The following is a 19,023-nucleotide window of genomic DNA, read 5'->3' as shown; positions in this document are numbered from 1 at the left end:
TCAGTCGGCGAGCGGGCGGGCCTCCTCCGGCAGCATGATCGGGATGCCGTCGCGAATCGGGTAGGCGAGCTTGGCGGAGCGGCTGATCAGCTCCTGGCGGGCCGAATCGTATTCGAGCCGGCCCTTGGTCAGCGGGCAGACGAGGAGTTCGAGGAGCTTGGGGTCGATGCGGGTGGGTTCGACGGAGGGCATGTCGGCCATGGGGTGATCCTCGTGGGGTCGTCGGCTCTCATAACCGGACTCCCGCGGCCCGTGCCAGGACCAGGCACCTCCGCCCCTTTTAAGAATTAGGAATGACCCTCATCCACAATGAGCGGACCGATAATGGCAGCCAGTCCTCAGCCGAAAGGTGGTCATGGCCCCAAGAGGCCGGAGGAATCGTTGTGGGAGGCCATGTTCCCCGCTGCGGCAGACCCAGATGATGCCCCCTCCCGCGATCCCCCGCCATCGTCCGGAAGCTCGCCGCCACCGCCATCCGACCGCGACAAGCTGATCCACAACGAGCAGACGAAGCTCACTGCGACGCTGATCAATGGGGTGGCGCTCGCCTTTCTCGTTGGCGGCGGGGTCGCCACGATGCTCGGGCTCGGCAATCAGGCGACGGAAGCGGAACAGCTCGTCCGGGCGCTTGTTTGGATTCTGACCGGCTTTATCCTACATGGGATAGCGCGACTGTTCCTGAGGTATCTCCTATGAGCCTTCAGACCATCGCGACCTTAGGGCTCCCCCTCATCGCCATCGGAGCCGCCCTGGTCGCGCTCCAGTTCACCAAGCACCGGGCCGAGGAGATCAAGGCCCGGGAGGAAGCTGCCCGCCGCGCCGCGACACGGTAGCGTGCTGCCACACTGGCGAGGCCATCAGCCCGGCACGATTGCGTCCAGCGCCGCCGCGCATTCCGCCTCGCTCAACCGCCGGATGATCGGCCCTGCGGTCCAGACGAGAAGGGGGATCACCGCCCGGTCCGGATGGATGCGCGCGAGGAGAGCCGCATAGAGCGCGACCTGCGCGGCCATCCCGGCGGGCACCGGGGCATCCTCACTCGGTGGTCGCCCGGTCTTGAAGTCGCAGAGCCAGACCGCCTCGTCCGTCACTGCAAGCCGGTCGACCCGGCCATGCACCGGCCATTCGGCGCCGCGCAGCGGGATCCGTCCGGCGAGCGTCACCTCGGCTCGGGCGGCGGGGCCGAACAGCACGGCGAGGTCCGGATCGGCAAGAAGGCGCATCACCGCCGCCACGATAGCGGCGCGATCCGGCGGGGCGAGGCCCGGCGCCCGCGCCGCCACGAAGGCCGTCGCGGCCGTCTCGCGCCGCTCCGGCGCCACGGCCGGCAGATGCTCCAGCAGGGCGTGGATCAGCACGCCGCGGCGGCGCGCCGCCGGGTCGCTGGAGCGGGCATCCGAGCGGCGCGGCTCGTCGGCGGCGCCGAGACCCGAGGGGCGCAGCGGCGGCAGCGGCTCGGCCTCGGGGGCGACCGGCCGAAAAAGCCAGTCGGGCAGGGCCTCGGCGGCGGGGGCGGAAACGGGCGGGGCGGGCGGCATCGGCACCGCCGCCCCCTCGCGCCAGGTCTCGGCCGGGCCGTAGGGCATCTCGGTCCGCTCGACGCCGCCGAAGGCTTCGACGAGGCCGCGGCGCACCATCTCGCACCACGCCTCCGGGGTCTCCTTGTCGCTGCCCCGGTAAGGGGCGATGACGAGGCGGTCCTTCGCCCGGGTCATCGCGACGTAGAGCAGGCGGTTGTGCTCCTGGCGGGCGCGGTCGTGCAGGGCGTCCCGGGCCGCCGCGATGGCCGGACAATCGTGCCCCTTCGACGGCGACCAGACCGGCACCGTGCCGCCGTGGACGGCTGTGCCGTCACCGATCTCCATCGGCAGCAGAGGCGGATCGTTGCGGCCGAGCGGCTCGCAGCCGTCGATCAGCACGACGAGGCCCGCCTCCAGGCCCTTGGCGCCGTGCACGGTCATCACGCGAACCTCGTCGCGCACCGATTCGAGGTCGCGCTTGACCGTGTGGCCGCCCGCATCCCGCCCGCCGCTCGGCGCATAGCGGGCCAGAAAGCCGGTGAGCGAGGGCGCATCCGTGCCCTGCTCGGCCTGCACGGCGGCGGTGAGGAAGACGTCGATGGCATCGCCCGCCTCGCCGCCGAGGCGCGCCACGAGCCGGGTCCGGCCGCCCCGCGGCCCGAGCAGTTCCGCGTAGAAGCCGAAGGGACCCGTCTCGCGGGCGAGCGCCTGCCATTCCGCGAGCGCGGCGGCGCCCCGCTGCGCCGCCGGATCGCCGGCCTCGGCATGCCGGGCGAGCGCTCTGGCCAGCGATTCGGACGCCTCGCGCCGGGCGGCAATGCGCACGAGGTCGTCGTCGGAGAGCCCGACGAGCGGCGTCTTGAGGGCGGTGGCGAGGGTGAGGTCGTCCTCGGGCAGCAGCGCGGCGCGCCCGGCCGCCACCAGATCCATCACGGCGATATGGGCGGCGATGTCGAGCCGGTCCTGGCCCGCCACCGGCACGCCCTCCGCCTTGAGGGCCCGGATCACGCCCTCGAAGGCCGCCGAGCGCTTGCGCACCAGGATCAGGATCTCGCCCGGCCGCCAGATCCGGCCGGCCTCGTCGCCGGTCGTGGTCCAGCACCGCACCGCCCGGGCGACCCGCCGCGCTACGACGAGCGCGGGCGCGCCGGCCTCGACGGCATCGACCGGCTGCACCCAGGCATCCGGCTCCGGCTCCGGCGAGGGCGTCTCCGCCGGCCACAGCTCGACCTGCCCCGGCGCGCCGATCCGCACGGTCTCGTGCACGGTGCCGACCGCCTCATCCCCGAAGGAGAGACCGCGAAAGTGCTCCGCCAGCGCGAAGGTGGCGTCGACGCCCCGCAGCACGCCCCTGGCGGAGCGGAACGAGAGGGTGAGCCCGACATCCTCGAAGGTGAGCCCGGCCCCGAGCGCCGCCTTGCGCCAGGCCTGCCGCGTGGTCTCGAATTCCTCCGGCGCCGCGCCCTGGAAGCTGTAGATCGACTGCTTGGGGTCGCCCACCGCGAAGCGGGTGCGGGGCATCTCGCCGCTGCGGGCCCCCGCGCCGGCGCAGAAATCCTCGGTGATCCGGCGCAGGATCTCCCATTGCTCCGGATTGGTGTCCTGCGCCTCGTCGATCAGGACATGGTCGATGCCGCGGTCGAGCTTGTAGAGCACCCAGGCCGAATCGACCCGCGTCAGCAGGTCGAGGGTCTTGTGGATCAGATCGTCGAAGTCGAGGGCGCCGAGACGCGCCTTCTGCAACTCGACCCGCCGGTGGATCTCGGCCGCGAGGGTGAACAGGGCGCAGGTGCGCGCATGGGCCCGGGCCGCCTTGAGCCGCTCGCGCAGCGTCGACAGCCGCGCCTGCTCGTCGAGGAGCGCCTGCTTGACCGCCTCCGGCACCGCCTTGGTGCCGAGCGTCGCCGCCGCGTAGGGATCCCCCTCCCCCTCGTCCTTGAAGAAGACCGCGAGGTAGAGCGGCAGGCGCTGGGGGCCTTCCGCGACGGCGGCGAGCGCCAGCGCCTCGGCCCGCTTCTCGTCGGTGGCCTTGCCGGTACGCAGCCGCGCCGCGAGGCCGGCCCAGTCGCCCGGACCCTCCTCCAGCATCCGCGCCTCGATCGCCGCGGCGGTCTCGCCCGGCGCGAGCCCGAGCGCATCCCGCAAATGCTCCAGCCGCGCCTGCGGCCCGTCCGGATGGCCAAGCAGCGACCGCGCCCGCACCGCCTCGCCGATCGCCCGGCGCAGGGTCTCGCCCGCGGCCTCGGGCGCGACGAGGCCGAGCGCCCCGGCGAGATCCGGATGGGTGCCGTCCACCGCATCCGCCAGCACGTTGTCGATGGTGCGGTCCACCGCCTCGCGGGTCTGCGCCTCATCGAGCACGACGAAGCGGGCCGGCACATTCGCCTCGAAGGGCACGAGATGGAGGAGCCGCTCGCACAGGGCGTGCAGGGTCTCGATCTTGAGGCCGCCCGGCGTCTCGACGGCGCGCGCGAAGAGGCGGCGCGCCCGGCGCAAGGTGGCGGCATCCGGCCGCTCGCCCTCGAGCTCGGTCAGCTCGGCCCGCAGCGCCTCGGCGTCGAGGGTCACCCAGCGCCCGAGCCGCTCGAAGACGCGGATCGCCATGTTCGCGGCCGCCGCCTTGGTGAAGGTGAGGCAGAGGATCTTCGACGGCGCCGCCCCGTGCAGCAGAAGCCGCACCACCCGGTCGGTAAGCACCTTGGTCTTGCCCGCGCCCGCATTGGCCGAGACCCAGGCCGAGGCACATGGATCCGCGGCGCGCCGCTGCGCGGTGCGCGTGACCGCATCGACCACGAAACCCTCGATCCCCATCCGGCCCCACCTCCGCGCCCGGCACGATGGATCACTGTGCCTGCCGGAGGCTTGCGCCGGATTAAGGCGCAGCAGCGTTGGCCACGCTTATGCACAGGGAAAGCGGGCCGGCGACCGGCGCGGGCCGATCAACCACTGGCACGAGCTTGCAGCCATGCGGTGATCGCGGTGGCCGGGCTGCACGCGACGGCGGGGCTGTTCCACCACTACCTGCGCCTGCATGTTGCATCGCGCCAGTATTGGACCTTGGCATGGACGCGGAAACACAACGTTCACGACTACGCGTGCAGCGCTCCGATCCAAAGCTTCGCTCCGACGTCACGCGGAAGTTCGTAGCTATGGAGGCCGCGCAGATGTCATGCGAGGCTGCTGAGCTGAGATAGGTACGCGACCGACGTCGCGTGTGAGTTGCGTACCGAGTCCTCCTCAGTCTTCCATTCAGTTACGGCCTTCAACGCGCCAAGGGTGGGGAGCAAAGCTGACGTCAAGAGGACGTAACCTGATCCAGTGATGTAGGAGGCGGCCAGGGCTGCAGCGGTTCCCCCTGCTGTGGTGGGTGATCGCGCCACGTCGATGAGCTTGGGCCATAGCCTCGCACGGGCACCCTGCAGTTCCGCGCCATAACGACGGGCGCGATTCATGAGATCTTGCGTGATCCGGTTCACGACCTTTTCGGCTTGTACCGGGTGCGCAGGATCGCTTTCGGCAGAAACTGTGCGTCTGACGTCCGCCAGGAAGTCTCGCCGTACGGATTGTGTCGCCCGCCGGAAATGAAGGATGTCCTCAAGTGAGAGCGCATCTAGGCTGGGCGGAGGTAAGATCGCCTCCAACACTTTGAAGACGGTCCTTGTCGCGACTGCATCCGCCACCTGATCCACACGGGCTGGGGTCATGTCTGAGCTAACCCCGCGCTGCAGCTTCCGCAGCATGAGATGATGGTGCAGCCGGCTGTCGGTCACTGGGGCGAGAGACAGTTCCTCAGCTGCTGCCAAGTGTACGTTGATGCCGATCGACGAGCCGGCGGCGTAAGAAAGCTGCCAAGCGTACTCATCGCCACCTTCGGCCAAAAGATGATGGCACAATTTAGGGTCTTCGTAGAGGGCCTTAACGACCCCATTCGGGAGCTTGGGACGGAAGACATTCCACGAAGGCTGACCATCGAACCACTGTGTCAGCAAAGCATAAGACAACGGGTTCGCCTCATTAACCCAACTCGGGTCCGACAAATCGCTCAGTGTGGCCGCCACCGTGATCTCATGCTCCCGCGATCGGAGTTCCTCAGGGGAGCGGACCTTGATCACCCCTTCACGCCGCAACCAAGGCATTGCGTCCGCTAGGTCTCTGTAAGCGGCGTACTTTGCGTCCTGATGCTCGACTCCCTCGAACAGCTTTCCGCGCCAATCATCGTCGTCCACAGGATCCAAGAATGTAATGCTGTCAAACAACAGCAGGTATTGCTTCAGGACCCTATTGCCTATGCACCGGGAGAATGGATAATAGAGCGCATCACAACTTCCCATCTCGGCACCCAATAATATTCAACCTAATATAGCAGCGGACCGCGTCATGGTCAAGCTTAGTGGGGGAGTAGCTCGGGCGTTCCCAAAGCGCTGGAAATGGCAGTCTCGGAGAGGCTGGACAGCGAGACTGGGCTGTCGGAAACGTCGGGCTGTACCGTGCGATCAGCGGTGATCGACAGTGTCTATATTGAGCCGCTTCGCGGCAAGTCCTCGTGCTGGTTCCCGGATCTCCTTCCGCTGGCGCTCCAGTCGTCCGGGAAAGGGGGGGTGAGCGTAGGGGAAGGCACGAGTCGCAAAAGGCCGCGCGCGCTTACGCCCCCTCCCCCTCCACCAGCGACCATTCCTTCACCCGCGCCAGATGGTCGTAGGCCGAATACGCCCTGGCGTATTTCGGGTAGGGCCGGGACAGGAAGGCGGCCTCACCCTGAAGGAAGCGGGCGATCAGGGCCTGGAAGCGGCGCGCATGCTCGTCAACGAGATCGGCGACGGAACGCTCCTCGCCCCGCGGCGGCTTCAGGGGAACAGGGTCGAGCGGCACCTTGCCGCCGCCCGCCCGTACGTAGAGGAGGTCCGGCACCGCCGCCGCGGCGCCGAGGTCCCGGAAGCCGCCCGCCCGCAGCATCGCGGCTTCCAGCGTCAGCTGCGGCGCGAACCCGGCGAAGACCTCTTTGGCGCTCGGCGGCTGGCCGGTCTTGAAGTCGACGATCACATGGCCGCCGCCGCGCGTCACCTCGATCCGGTCGGCGCGGGCGCGTAAGGTGAAGTCCTCGGCCGGACCGATCGGGATCCGCCAGCGCCCGAAGGTCTCGGCATGAACCCGCGCGAGGCCGGGGCGGCGCTCCGCCTCCCAGGCGAGAAAGGCGCCCGCCATCCGCTCGAAGCGCGGCCACCACTCGGCATAGAGTTCCGGATAGGCATCCGCGATCGGCGCGAAGGCGTTGACCGCGAGGTCGAGGAGCGGGGTGAGCGGATCCGCCGGCAGGGCCTCGGGGAAACGCTGCGCGAAGCCGCCGAGCACATCGTGCACGATCGTGCCCCGGTCGCTCGCGCTCGGCTGCACCGCCACCGGCTCCAGCGGATCGAGGCCGAGCACGTGGCGGGCGAAGATCGCGTAGGGGTCGCGCACCAGCGTCTCGACCTCGGTGACGCTGAGGCTGCGCGGAAAAAGCGCCGGGTCGGGCTTTGGGGCCGGGCGCGCGAGGCGCGGCGGCAGCGGCTCCGTGCCGCGGTCGAGGGCCGCCGCAAGCGCGCGGAAGCGCTCGCCCGCCCGCACCCGCGCGCTCCAGGCCTCCTCACCCATGAAGGCGCGCAGCCGCTGCAGGAAGCGCGACGGCACCATGGGCGAGCCCTCGCGCTTGTGCGCGCGGGTGATCACCGCATCCGGGCAGCCGAGCGCCTGCACGAAATCGTGGGCGGTCTGGCCGAGGCGCCGCTCGGGCGGAGACAAGCCGACCGCCCCGCGCATCGGCCGGTTGAGGAAGGCATCCGTCTCGGCCTTCGGCGGCCAGACGCCCTCGTCGAGCCCCGCCACCACCACGCGGTCGACCGACAACAGGCGCGCTTCGAGGAGGCCGAGGATGCGCAGCCGCGGATGCGGCAAAGCCCGGCGCTCCGCCACCACCCGCTCGCGGGCGAGCGCCGTGAAGAAGGCCGGATAATCCGAGAACCGGCCGGCGAGCAGGCCGGTCTCGGCGAGCGCGAGATCGTCGAACAGGCCGTCGAGGACGGCCACCGAGGCCTCGTCCTCCACGGCGTCGGGGCCGTCGAGCAGGAGATCGCAGGTGGTGCGGTGGGCCCGCGCCAGCCCGACGAGATCGCGCACCGCATCGTCCTCGTCAGCGAAAAAGTCCCGGAAGGCGACCGAAAGCCGGTCGACCAGATCCGCCGCCGCGTCCCAATCCGCCTCCGTCAGGCGGCGGCGAGCTCGAGGATCGTGCGGGCGCTCCTCCGTGCGGGCGACGCGCAGGGCCTCGGCAAGGCCCGCGAAGCCCTTGCCCGGCGCAGGGCCGCGCAGGACCCCGATCTCGAGGGCGGAGGCGGCCCGCACCACCTCCGCCCGGCTGCAGCCCAGGCGCGCCAGCGGATGGGCGAGGAGCGCCAGCACCCGGTCGGGCTTGGCAACGAGGGCGGCCACGTCCGCGGCGAGCCGCGCGAGCCGGCCGGCGGGGGAGAGCGCCAGCGGCTGCCCGGCCGTGTCGTCCGCCACGATGTTCCAGCGCTTGAGCTCCGCCGCCACCCGGCGGGCCAGGGTCCGGTCGGGCGTGATCAGCGCCGCGGTGCGGCCCGGGCGCTCCAGGGTCTCGCGCAGGGCCGCCGCCACGGCGAGCGCCTCCTCGCGCTCGTCCGCCGCCTCCACGATGCCGAGCCCCGCCCCGCCCGCGCGGGCGAGGGAGACGCGATGGCCCGGATCGAGGTCCGCCCAGGCATCCGTCGTCTCGGCCGGCCGCAGGGCCTGCGACAGCAGCGCCGCCCGCGCCTCCGCCTCCGGGCTCGGCCGGCCGAGGGGCCGCACCGCGGCGCGGCCGCAATCGAGGGCGCCGGGGCCGAGGAGCCGGTGCATCACCGCCTGCGGATGCCCATGGGCGATGGCCTCGCCGGTGTCGATGGCGGCCCAGCCCGCCTCGTCGAGGGCGAGGTCGAGGCCCGGCAGCACCACGGCGCCGCGCGGCATCGCCGCGATGGCGGCGATCAGGGCCGCCGTCGCCGGCACCGAGCCGGTCGAGCCCGCCACGACGATCGGGTCGGCCGGGCGCTCCCGGCGCAGGCGCGCGGCCTCGGCGAGCACCAGGGCGCGGCCCCGCGCCACCGGATCGCTCACTCCCCGCTCGGCCAGGATCGCGGGCCAGTGCTCGGCGGCGATCCGCACGAAGTCGAGGGTGAGGGAGAAGTAGCGCGAATACTCGGCCTCCACCGCCTGGCCGATCTGGTCCCAGGGCAGGCCCTCGACGGTGAGCGCGTCCATCAGCCCTTCGAGGTCGGCCGCGAGCCCGACCGCGTCGGCGGGCGAGGAGGGCACGCGGAACGGCACCTCCGCATCCATCGGCAGGAGCTGGCGGTCGATGCTGGCTGCCCAGGCCTGGACGAGACGGGCGAGGATCAGCCGCCGTTCGAGCGGCGGGATCGGCGGATGCAGCACCGCCTCCTGCCGCTCGCCGAACGGGGCCGCCGCGAGGTCGAGCTCCGCCTCGTCGGCCTCCCCGAGGGGCACCATGCGCGGCAGGAGCGCGGCCGGGCCGCAGCGCTCGGCCAGGATCGCCGCAAGCGCCCGGGTGGCCCGCCGCGTCGGCAGGTAGAGCGTGACCGTCGCAAGCCCGAGCGGATCGCGCCCGACATCCCCGGCGAGCGTCCCGTCGAGGAGCGCCTCCGCCAGCGTGGCGAGGAAAGGCACGCCGGGCGGGATGGTGAAGATCCGGTCCTCGCTCATCCGGCGCCTCCCGGGACATGGTCGCGCATGCGTTCACCACCGGCCGAGCCGCACCTGACGGATGAAACCGGCCGACCGAGCGCTCCCTCCCGTGGCAACCAGCCCCGGCCCTCATGCTGAGGTGCAGCCGCAGGCTGCCTCGAAGCACCCCAGACCGGTGATCCAGGCCACCCGGATCTTGGATGAGCGTTCAGGCGTGCTTCGAGGCTGCGGCTGCGCCGCAGCACCTCAGCATGAGGAGCGGGACGGCTTCCAGGCACGGGGTCCGGGACGGGGACGGACCGCTGTTTTCGATTGCGACAGCGGACCGCCTCGGCACGGCCGCGGAGGGTCGCGTGGGCGCAGTCGAGGATGCCAGCGCGCTCGGCGGATCCGATCGGAACGATCCGGGTCCCGGCTCCCGCGCTCACGGCTGCGTCGCGCTGGTGCGGACCCGCTCCTCGGCGTCCTGCAGCGCCTCGGGCGTGCCGACATGCAGCCACTGCCCATCGAGGCGCAGCCCGTGCAGGCGGCCCCGCGCGGCGGCGCGGTCGAACAGCAGGTTGAGGGAGAAGGGCCCGTCCGGCGTGCCGGCGAAGAAGGCCGGCGCGACGATCGCCACGCCCGCATACACGAAGGGGGCGACCTCCCGCTCGGCCCGGCGCCTGAGCCGGCCGTCCTTCTCCATCTGGAAGTCGCCGAGCCCGTCATAGCCGAGGCTGGTGGCCGCCGAGGCGACGAGGAGCAGCATGTCCATGGCCTCGGGATCCCAGGCCGCCACGAGGCGCCCGAGATTGGGGCGGGGGCCCTCCAGCCAGAAGGAATCCGAGTTGAGGATGAGGAACGGCCCCTCGCCGAGCAGCGGCAGGGCCTTGCGCACGCCCCCGCCCGTCTCCAGCAGGCTGTCGCGCTCGTCCGAGATCGTGATCCGCGGCGGCCCCTGTCGGCGCGCGAGATGCGCCTCCATGAGGTCGGCGAGGTAGTGGACGTTGACCACCGCCTCGGTGATGCCGGCCTCGGCGATGCGGTCGAGGGCGTGATCCACGAGGGCGCGGCCGGCCACCTCCACCAGGGGCTTGGGCACCGTGGCGGTGATCGGGCGCATGCGCTTGCCGAGCCCGGCGGCGAGCACGAAGGCGCGGGAGACGGCGGGGACGATGGGGGCGTCGCTCATCTGGCTAAGGATTTCAGGCGGCGGGCAAGGATTTCAGGCAGCAGGAACGAGGCGCGGCAGGCAGGTCTCGTACCAGGCCCGCACGCCGGCGAGCGCCGGGTGGGCGAGGTTGCGGTTGAGGTAGCCCTCGATCCGCGGCAGGTGGGCGAGGTAGCCGGGCTTGCCGTCGCGGCGGTCGAGACGGGCGAAGATGCCCAGGATCTTGGTCGCCCGCTGGGCGGCCAGCACCGCGTAGGCCCGCGCGAAGCCCTGCATGTCGAAATCGGGCTCGCGCAGCTTGCGCTCGCGGGCGTAGAGGCCGAGCAGCCGCAGCTCGAACTCCGCCGAGGCATCGACCCGGGCATCCTGAAGGAGCGAGGCCACGTCGTAGGCCGGATGGCCCAGCACCGCGTCCTGGAAGTCGATGAGGCCGATCCGCTCCAGCCCGTCCCGCTCGGGCAGCCAGATCAGGTTCGGCGAGTGGAAGTCGCGCAGCACCCAGGTGGGGCGCTCGGGGGTGATGCCGTCGAGCACCTCGGTCCAGGCCGCCGTGAAGGCGCTGCGCTGCGCCTCCGACAGGGGCGTGCCGGCGATGTGCGGCGCGTACCAGTCCACGAGGAGCTCGGCCTCGAACAGCAGGGCCTCGAGGTCGTAGGGCGGCAGCGCGTAGTCCCGGCCCTCGGCCACGGGCAGCACGGCGGGCAGCGCCGTGCCGTGCAGCCGCGCCAGCACCTTGACGGCCTCCGCGTAGCGCTCCGGCCGCGGCCCGTTCGCGTCGACGACCGGCTCGGAGCCGAGATCCTCCAGGATCAGGAGCCCCGCCTCCAGATCCTCGCCGAGGATCTTCGGCGCGCTCAGGCCGAGCGCCCGCAAGGCCCGGTCCATGGCCACGAAGGCATGCACGCTCTCGGCGAGCTTGACGATCGCGCTGTAGGGCTTGCCATCGCGCACCGGCGGCCCGTCCGGCCGGGCGGGCGCGATCATCAGGATCGCGGTCGACCCGTCGGCCTGCGTCAGGCGCTCGTAGGCGCGGCTCGACGCATCGCCCTGCATCGGCGTGCGCACAGCCTCGCCCCATCCGCTGCGGTCGAGGAGCGCGCGCAGCGCCCGTGCCCGGTGCAGCCGCTCGCCCATGCCGCCCCCGCCGATCAGCCGGGCGAGGCGGGCCGTGTCGCCGAATTCGGGCTTGAGGGCGAGGTCGATGGCGAGCGTCGGGCCGCTGCGCGGCGGCAGCCGGTCGGGCCACTCCACGAGCGTGATCGCCCGCTCGGTCAATTCGTCGAAGCCGAGTTCCACGAGTTCGTCGGGCCCGCGCAGGCGATAGAGGTCGGCATGGACCAGGGCGAGGCCGTCCCGCCCCTCGTAGGGCTGGATGAGCGTGAAGGTCGGGCTCGGCACCTCGAGCTCGGGATCGCCCGTCAGCTCGCGGATCAGGGCGCGGGCGAGCGTGGTCTTGCCGCCGCCGAGCCCGCCCGAGAGCGCCACGAGATCGCCGGGCCGCAGCAATTCGGCGAGGAAGCGCCCGAGATCCTCGGTCGCGCTCTCGTCCGGCAGCATGATCTCCCAGGGTGTGCGCGCGTCCATCGCCTCCCGGTCCACTCCGGCATCCTCGTTGCCCGCCCTCGCGGGGCCCGGATCCGTCATAAACGAGGAACCTTAATCGAACCACGTATCCGTGGGCCCGGTGATCCCGCGAAAAACGCCCGGATGGGCGAGGCGCCCCTCAGAATAGAAGCAGAGCCCTATCCCCTTCTCCGACACCGTGCATGGAAGCCGCCCTACTCCTCATGCTGAGGTGCTCCTGGCGATCGAAGATCGCACGGAGCCTCGAAGCACGCCGGACCGGTGATCCCCGGCCACCCGGAGCTTGGGACGAGCGTTCCGGGGTGCTTCGAAGCAGCCTACGGCTGCACCTCAGCATGAGGGCCGGTGGGGATGCCACAGGAGGGAGCGCTCATTCAGCCGGTCTCATCCACCAGGGGTCGGCCCGGCCGGTGGTGAACCGATACGGTCACCGAAGCGATCATCCGGAAACCAGATCACTCCGCCGCCGCCAGGGAGGGTTCGCTGCCGCTGATCGGGAAGGTGCAGGTGACCTTCGTCCCCTGCCCGGGGGCCGAGGCGATGTCGATGCGGCCGCCATGCAGCTCCACGAAGGAGCGCACGATCGACAGGCCGAGACCGACGCCCCGGTGGCGGGTGCCGAGGGTGTGGCTCTCGAAACGGTCGAAGACCCGGGCCACCACCTCGGGCGGCATGCCACGGCCCTGATCGATGACCGCGAAGGCGATCTCGCGGTCGGTCTTGCGGGCCTGGACCACCACGGTCTGGCCGGGCGCCGAGAAGCCGATGGCGTTCGACAGAAGGTTGAACAGGATCTGGCGGATGCGCTTGCCGTCCGCGACGAAGCCGCCGATATCGGCCGGCACGTCACGATCGAGGGTGATCGCCGCCTCGGCGAGGCGGTCCTCGACGCCCCGCACCGCCGCCGCGATCGTCGCCTGCACGTCCACGACCTCCCGCGTCAGCTCCATGGAGCCCGCATCGATCGAGGCGAGGTCGAGGATGTCGTTGATGATGACGAGCAGCGCCGCCGAGGAGCGCATGATGTGGTCGGCATATTCGCGCTGGCGGGTGTTGAGCGCGCCCACGGTCTCGTCGCCGAGCAGCTCCGTGAAGCCGATGATGTTGGTGAGCGGCGAGCGCAGCTCGTAGGAGACGTGGTGCACGAACTCGTCCCGCAGTCGCGCGGTGCGCTCCAGCGCCTCGTTCTTCTCGGTCAGCGCCCGCTCGACATTGACGCTCGCCGTCACGTCGATGTGGGTGAGCAGCGTCGCCCCGTCCGGCAGGGGCTGGGCCGCGCAGTCGAGCACCGTCCCGTCCTTGAGCGCGAGCCGGCAGGCCAGCGCGTGGCGCGCATCCATCAGGCCGGTCACGGCGCCGCGGATCTCGGTCCAGGGCTCCTCGGCGGGGCTCAAGGGGCGGCAGAGGGCGATGACCTCGTCGATATGGGGCTGGGTCCCCAGGAGCTCAGGTCCGATGCGCCAGATGGCCGTGAAGGCGCGGTTGGCGAGCTTGAGGCGCCCGTCCGAGCCGAACACCGCGACGGGCTCCCTCAGCGTGTCGAGGGTCTCGCTCTGCACCCGCATCAGCGCGTTGTAGCGGGATTCGAGGTGCACGCGCTCGGAGACGTCGTCGAACAGGTAGGTGAGTCCCCCCTGGGGATTCGGGTCGGCGACGACGCGCAGCGTGCGCCCGTCCGGCAGGTGCCACCAGTTCTCCTGCGCCTCCGCGGCCCGGTAGGCCGAGAGCACGCCGGTCTTCCACGAGCGGAAATCCGCCTGCTCGGGCAGCTTGCGGGCGTTGCGCAGGGCGTCGAGGATCTCGCCGTCGAGCGGGTTCCCGTCGAGGAAACCGGGATCGAGGTCCCAGAGCTGGCGGTAGGCGGCGTTGTGGAAGATCAGGCGCTGGCGCGCGTCGAAGATGGCGACCGCGGTCGGCAGCTGGTCGAGGGTCCGGGCATTCGCCTCCATCTGCCGCTGCAGGTCGGCGCGCACGCTCTCGAGCTCCGACACGTCGACCGCGATGCCGACGCTGCCGCTCTCGACCGCGACCTCGGTCACGTCGAGGGTGCGCCGGGCGCCCGCCATCACGGCGGAGACCCGCAGCGCGCCGCCCTGCCCGCTGGAGCGGCGGCGCCCCGCCTCCTCGCGGGCCACCCGGTCGAGAAGCTCGGTGCCCTCCGCCAGCGCCCGCTCGCGGTCGCCCGCCTCGACGGCGGCCACGTAGGCCGCGTTGGCCCACAGGAGCCGCCCATCCCGGCCGCGGCGCCAGACCGGCTGCGGGATTGCGTCGAGGAGCGCGGCGAGCACCGAGAGGCTGCCGCGGGCCTCCTGCAGCATCGCCCGCAGCTCGACGAGTTCCTGGCGCTCGCCCGTGAGCTCGCGCAGGCGCAGGAGCGCCCGGCCGCTCACCGCCTGGCCCTGCGCCTCGATGGTGCGGCCTCCGAGGGTTCGCACGGTGAGGCGGAAGCGCTCGCCGCGGCTGCGCAGGGTGTCGACCGCCGCATCGAGGGCGGCGGCGTCGGCCGCCGAGAGCCATGTGCCGAAGGCCAGCACCCGGCGCGGCGAGGCCGAGCGGGTGCCGTCCATGGCGAGGCTGGCGTCACCCTCGATCTGCGGCTCGTCGCGCCCGCACCAGGTGATGATGATCTGGCGCTCGGAGCCGAGCAGCAGCGCGGCCCGGTCGTGCGCCCCGCGCAGGTCGGCGAGCTCCGCCACGAGGTCGTGCTCGCGCCGCGCCCAGCGCCCGCGCTCGCGGATGTGCAGCAGCGACAGGATGGTGGAGAAGACGATCAGGCCGATCAGCAGGGCGAGCGCCATGGCGTTGTGCGCGAGCGCGCCGGTCGCCGGAAGCAGGGGCTGCGCCTGCGCAGCCCCCCCGGGCACCACCGTGAGCGCGGCCGCAGCCGCCCATGCGCCCGCAACCGCGCCGGCGCGTGGCCGGCAGCGCAGCGTCCGTCCTACCCCCATAACCCGTCCCGTTCCCACAGGGATACGCCGCGCCGCCCGGCGCCCCGCCTCCCCGACCCCTCGCCGCGACTCGGGGTCCCTGTCCAGAATCACCACGACTGTAGCGCGCTCCCGAATCCGGCCGGAAGCGAAATCGCGGCAGCATTTCGGCCAACCGTCGCGTCTCCCGCGGCTGAGCACAGAAATGCCACACCTGCGGCAGAACAGAGGTGGAACGGTGGCGCCCGAAACGCGACGAGCCCGGCCTTGCGGCCGGGCTCGCTGCATTTATACCGACGGCTTGAGGCTGCTGACGCAGCGGGCCGTTGACCCATCTCGAATTTTCGACACCAAGCCAGAGGCTTGGCGACAATGCGAGAGCGGAACCAACGGTCCTTTTCAAGGCCCGTCGGTATTAGTCGGGTAAAAACGCTCAGTAGCGGTAATGATCGGGCTTGAACGGCCCGTTCTCGCTCACGCCGATATAGGCGGCCTGATCGGGGCGCAGCTTCGTCAGCTTCACGCCGATCTTCTCCAGATGCAGGGCCGCGACCTTCTCGTCGAGGGCCTTGGGCAGCGTGTAGACTTGGCGGTCGTACTTGCCCTGGTTGGTCCAGAGCTCGATCTGGGCGAGGGTCTGGTTGGTGAACGAGGCCGACATCACGAAGGACGGATGCCCCATCGCGTTGCCGAGATTGACCAGGCGGCCCTCCGACAACAGGATGATGCGGTGGCCGTCGGCGAACTCGATCTCGTCCACCTGCGGCTTGATGTTCGTCCACTTCAGGTTGCGGAGGCCCGCGACCTGGATCTCGTTGTCGAAGTGGCCGATGTTGCAGACGATGGCCCGGTCCTTCATCGCCCGCATGTGGTCGAGGGTGATGACGTCCTTGTTGCCGGTGGCGGTCACGAAGATGTCGGCGCGCGGGGCGGCGTCCTCCATGGTGGTGACCTCGTAGCCCTCCATGGCGGCCTGGAGCGCGCAGATCGGATCGACCTCCGACACCAGCACGCGGCAGCCCGCGTTGCGCAAGGAGGCGGCCGAGCCCTTGCCGACGTCGCCGAAGCCCGCGACCATGGCGACCTTGCCGGCCATCATCACGTCGGTGCCGCGGCGGATGCCGTCGACGAGCGATTCCCGGCAGCCGTAGAGGTTGTCGAACTTCGACTTCGTGACCGAGTCGTTCACGTTGATCGCCGGGAAGAGCAGCTTGCCCTCCCGCGCCAGCAGGTAGAGGCGATGCACGCCCGTGGTCGTCTCCTCGGAGACGCCCTTGATCGACTCGGCGAGGCCGGCGAACCAGCCCTGCGGCTTCTCCTTCAGCATGCGCTTGATGAGCGCGAAGAAGATCTCCTCCTCCTCGGAGCCGGGCTTGTCGAGGAAGACGGCGTCGCCGCGCTCGGCGCGCAGGCCGGCATGCACGAACATCGTGGCGTCGCCGCCGTCGTCGAGGATCATGTTCGGCATGCCGCCGTCATGCCACTCGAACAGCTTGGCGGTGTAGTCCCAATACTCGGTGAGCGTCTCGCCCTTCACGGCGAAGACCGGGATGCCGGCAGCGGCGATCGCGGCGGCGGCGTGGTCCTGGGTCGAGTAGATGTTGCAGGACACCCAGCGGATGTCGGCGCCGAGCGCCTTCAGGGTCTCGATCAGCACCGCGGTCTGGATCGTCATGTGCAGCGAGCCGGCGATCTTGGCGCCCTTCAAGGGCTGGCTCGCGGCGTATTCCCGACGCACCGCCATCAGGCCGGGCATCTCGGTCTCGGCGATCGCGATCTCCTTGCGGCCGAAATCGGCCAGGCCGATGTCCCTGACGATGTAGTCCTGCGCGCTCGGCATCCTGGTGCTCCCTGTCGGCTGCTGGCCGGCCTATAGCGCGCCGCCCGGGAAGCGATCAAGACATAAAGATGTCTTTATGCGATCCGCCCATGGCGCCGGAAGAAGCCAAGGCCGCCCGTCCCTGTTCCGGAAAACGGTCGTGGAGGCCAGAACGGCCCTCATGCTGAGGTGCTGGCGATCGCAGATCGCACTGGCGATCGAAGATCGCACCGGAGCGAGCCTCTGGCCGGCATCACCGGACCGGTGCTCCCAGCCACCAAAGCCCCGGACCGGCGTTCAGGGGTGCTTCGAGGCTGCTACGCAGCACCCCAGCATGCGGGCCGGTGGGGGTGCCAGAGCAGGGACACCCCCGCCATACGGCCGCCAGCGTCGCGGCGCCGCGCCGCAGGCCGCCTGCTGGCATGTTGCATACAATTTGCAGACGGCCGCTCGATCACGGCGGCCGCGAAGGCCGCGCCACTCGGGGGGTCTTCGATGAGCCAGTTCTCCCTCTCCCGCCGCCAGTTCGTGGCCGGCGCCGCGGCGCTCACGGCGATGGGGCCGACCGGGTCCGCGCTCGCCGCAGGGCCACCGTCCGGCAGCCTGACCTACGGCATTTCGATGTTCGACCTGCCCCTTACCACCGGGCAGCCGGACCGGGGGGCGGGTGGCTACCAGTTCACCGGGCTCACCCTCTACGACCCACTGGTGGCCTGGGAACTCGATGTCGCCGACCGGCCCGGCAGACTGATCCCGGGCCTTGCCACCTCCTGGGAGAGCGATCCCGCCGACCGGAAGAACTGGACCTTCCGCCTGCGCGAGGGCGTGACGTTCCACGACGGCTCCGTCTTCGACGCGGATGCGGTGATCTGGAATTTCGAGAAGGTGCTGAACGACAAGGCCCCGCATTACGACCAGCGGCAGGCCTCGCAGGTGCGCCCGCGCCTGCCCTCGGTCGCCTCCTACAGGAAGCTCGACGCCATGACAGTGCAGGTCACCACCAAGGCGGTCGACGCGCTGTTCCCCTACCAGATGCTGTGGTTCCTGGTCTCCTCGCCAGCGCAGTACGAGGCGGTGGGCCGCGACTGGACCAAGTTCGCCTTCCAGCCTTCCGGCACCGGCCCCTACCGCATGGGCCAGCTCGTGCCGCGGGTGCGGCTCGAACTCGTCCCGAACGAGACCTACTGGAACCCCAGGCGGATGCCGAAGCTCGCCAGGCTCACGCTGACCTGCATCCCCGACAATCTCGCGCGGGTCAACGCGCTCCTCAGCGGCGACGTCGACCTCGTGGAGCTGCCCGCGCCCGATGCGGTGCCGCACCTCAAGGCGGCGGGCATGCGGGTGACCGGCAACGACACGCCGCATGTCTGGAACTACCATCTGTCGATGCTGGAGGGCAGCCCGTGGCGCGACCTGCGCCTGCGCAAGGCGGCCAACCTCGCCATCGACCGCGAGGGCGTGGTCGCGCTGATGGGTGGCCTCGCCACCCCGGCAGTGGGCCAGGTGCAGCCGTCGAGCCCCTGGTTCGGCAAGCCCTCCTTCAAGATCGGCTACGACATCGACACCGCCCGCAAGCTGATGCGGGAGGCGGGCTACTCCCCCCAGAATCCGTTGCGCACCAGGTTCATCATCCCGACCGGCGGCTCGGGCCAGATGCTGTCGCTGCCGATCAACGAGTTCGTGCAGAGTAGTTGGGCCGAGATCGGCATCGCGCTGGAGTTCCAGCCGGTGGAGCTGGAGGTGGCCTACACGGCGTGGCGCCAGGGCGCAGCCGACCCGTCGCTCAGGGGCGTGACCGGCGGCAACATCGCGTATGTCACCTCCGACCCGCTCTACGCGATCCTGCGCTTCTACAGCTCGAAGCAGATCGCGCCGACCGGCGTGAACTGGAGCCACTACCGGAACCCGGAGGTGGATGCCCTCTGCGAGTCGATCCAGGCGAGCTTCGACCCCGCCGAGCAGGATCGGATGCTCGCCCGCATCCACGAGATCGTGGTGGACGACGCGGTGCAGGTCTGGGTGGTGCACGACACCAACCCGCACGCCCTCGCGGCCAAGGTGAAGGGCTACACCCAGGCCCAGCACTGGTTCCAGGACCTCACCACCTTGGCCTGACGGCCCGCGCCGGCCTTTACGGCAGCCCGCGGGATGACTGCGGCAGCCCGCAGGATGACGATCCTCCGGGGCTGCGGGACTATCCATCCGCTCCGTCACGGCCGCGCCCGGAAGTCCGTGCGCCGGATTCGCGCCCCGCAGGGATCCTTGCACGGCGGGGTCCGTTAGAGA

Annotated in this window: 11 protein-coding genes; 3 read left to right on the top strand and 8 right to left on the bottom strand. The window is 70.9% G+C overall.

Going from position 1 to position 19,023, the window contains the following annotated elements; genetic code table 11:
* Complete coding sequence (locus MNOD_RS07750) at positions 1 to 201, bottom strand: Trm112 family protein (protein ID WP_015928298.1); 201 nt, start codon at positions 199 to 201, stop codon at positions 1 to 3.
* 192 nt (positions 202 to 393) lie between these two features.
* Here MNOD_RS07750 and MNOD_RS07745 point away from each other — a divergent pair, with 192 nt between their 5' ends.
* On the top strand, positions 394 to 696 hold the full coding sequence (locus MNOD_RS07745; protein WP_244424684.1) for a hypothetical protein: 303 nt from the start codon (positions 394 to 396) through the stop codon (positions 694 to 696).
* Complete coding sequence (locus MNOD_RS46240) at positions 693 to 833, top strand: hypothetical protein (RefSeq protein WP_015928296.1); 141 nt, start codon at positions 693 to 695, stop codon at positions 831 to 833. The genes MNOD_RS07745 and MNOD_RS46240 overlap by 4 nt, the downstream gene beginning before the upstream one ends.
* A gap of 24 nt (positions 834 to 857) precedes the next feature.
* Here MNOD_RS46240 and addA read toward each other — a convergent pair whose 3' ends face one another.
* The 7 genes from addA to ahcY form a co-directional block, all read right to left on the bottom strand.
* Complete coding sequence (gene addA, locus MNOD_RS07740; RefSeq protein WP_015928295.1) at positions 858 to 4,331, bottom strand: double-strand break repair helicase AddA; 3,474 nt, start codon at positions 4,329 to 4,331, stop codon at positions 858 to 860.
* A gap of 356 nt (positions 4,332 to 4,687) precedes the next feature.
* A complete protein-coding gene (locus tag MNOD_RS07735) occupies positions 4,688 to 5,746 on the bottom strand; it encodes a hypothetical protein (protein ID WP_210161792.1) in 1,059 nt (352 codons plus the stop codon).
* 415 nt (positions 5,747 to 6,161) lie between these two features.
* Positions 6,162 to 9,275, bottom strand: a complete 3,114-nt coding sequence (addB, locus tag MNOD_RS07730; RefSeq protein WP_015928293.1) for a double-strand break repair protein AddB — start codon at positions 9,273 to 9,275, stop codon at positions 6,162 to 6,164.
* A 406-nt stretch (positions 9,276 to 9,681) separates the two neighbouring features.
* Positions 9,682 to 10,428, bottom strand: coding sequence for a nucleotidyltransferase family protein (locus MNOD_RS07725; RefSeq protein ID WP_015928292.1), 747 nt, complete (start codon positions 10,426 to 10,428; stop codon positions 9,682 to 9,684).
* Between the two features lie 33 nt (positions 10,429 to 10,461).
* Entirely contained in the window at positions 10,462 to 11,991 is a 1,530-nt protein-coding gene (tsaE, locus tag MNOD_RS07720) for a tRNA (adenosine(37)-N6)-threonylcarbamoyltransferase complex ATPase subunit type 1 TsaE (protein ID WP_244424683.1), read from the bottom strand.
* A 455-nt stretch (positions 11,992 to 12,446) separates the two neighbouring features.
* On the bottom strand, positions 12,447 to 14,939 hold the full coding sequence (locus tag MNOD_RS07715; protein ID WP_015928290.1) for a sensor histidine kinase: 2,493 nt from the start codon (positions 14,937 to 14,939) through the stop codon (positions 12,447 to 12,449).
* Between the two features lie 412 nt (positions 14,940 to 15,351).
* Positions 15,352 to 16,758: an adenosylhomocysteinase gene (gene ahcY, locus MNOD_RS07710; RefSeq protein ID WP_015928289.1), complete on the bottom strand. Its 1,407-nt coding sequence runs from the start codon at positions 16,756 to 16,758 to the stop codon at positions 15,352 to 15,354.
* Between the two features lie 474 nt (positions 16,759 to 17,232).
* On the opposite strand from ahcY, the gene MNOD_RS07705 reads away from it, so the two are divergent.
* The gene (locus MNOD_RS07705; RefSeq protein ID WP_015928288.1) at positions 17,233 to 18,852 is read left to right on the top strand and encodes an ABC transporter substrate-binding protein; all 1,620 of its coding nucleotides are present in this window, start codon (positions 17,233 to 17,235) and stop codon (positions 18,850 to 18,852) included.
* The last annotated feature ends 171 nt before the right edge of the window (positions 18,853 to 19,023 follow it).

Source organism: Methylobacterium nodulans ORS 2060 (assembly GCF_000022085.1).
GTDB lineage: Bacteria > Pseudomonadota > Alphaproteobacteria > Rhizobiales > Beijerinckiaceae > Methylobacterium > Methylobacterium nodulans.
Note: the sequence above shows the minus strand (reverse complement) of the source record. Positions and strands in the feature narration are given on the sequence as shown.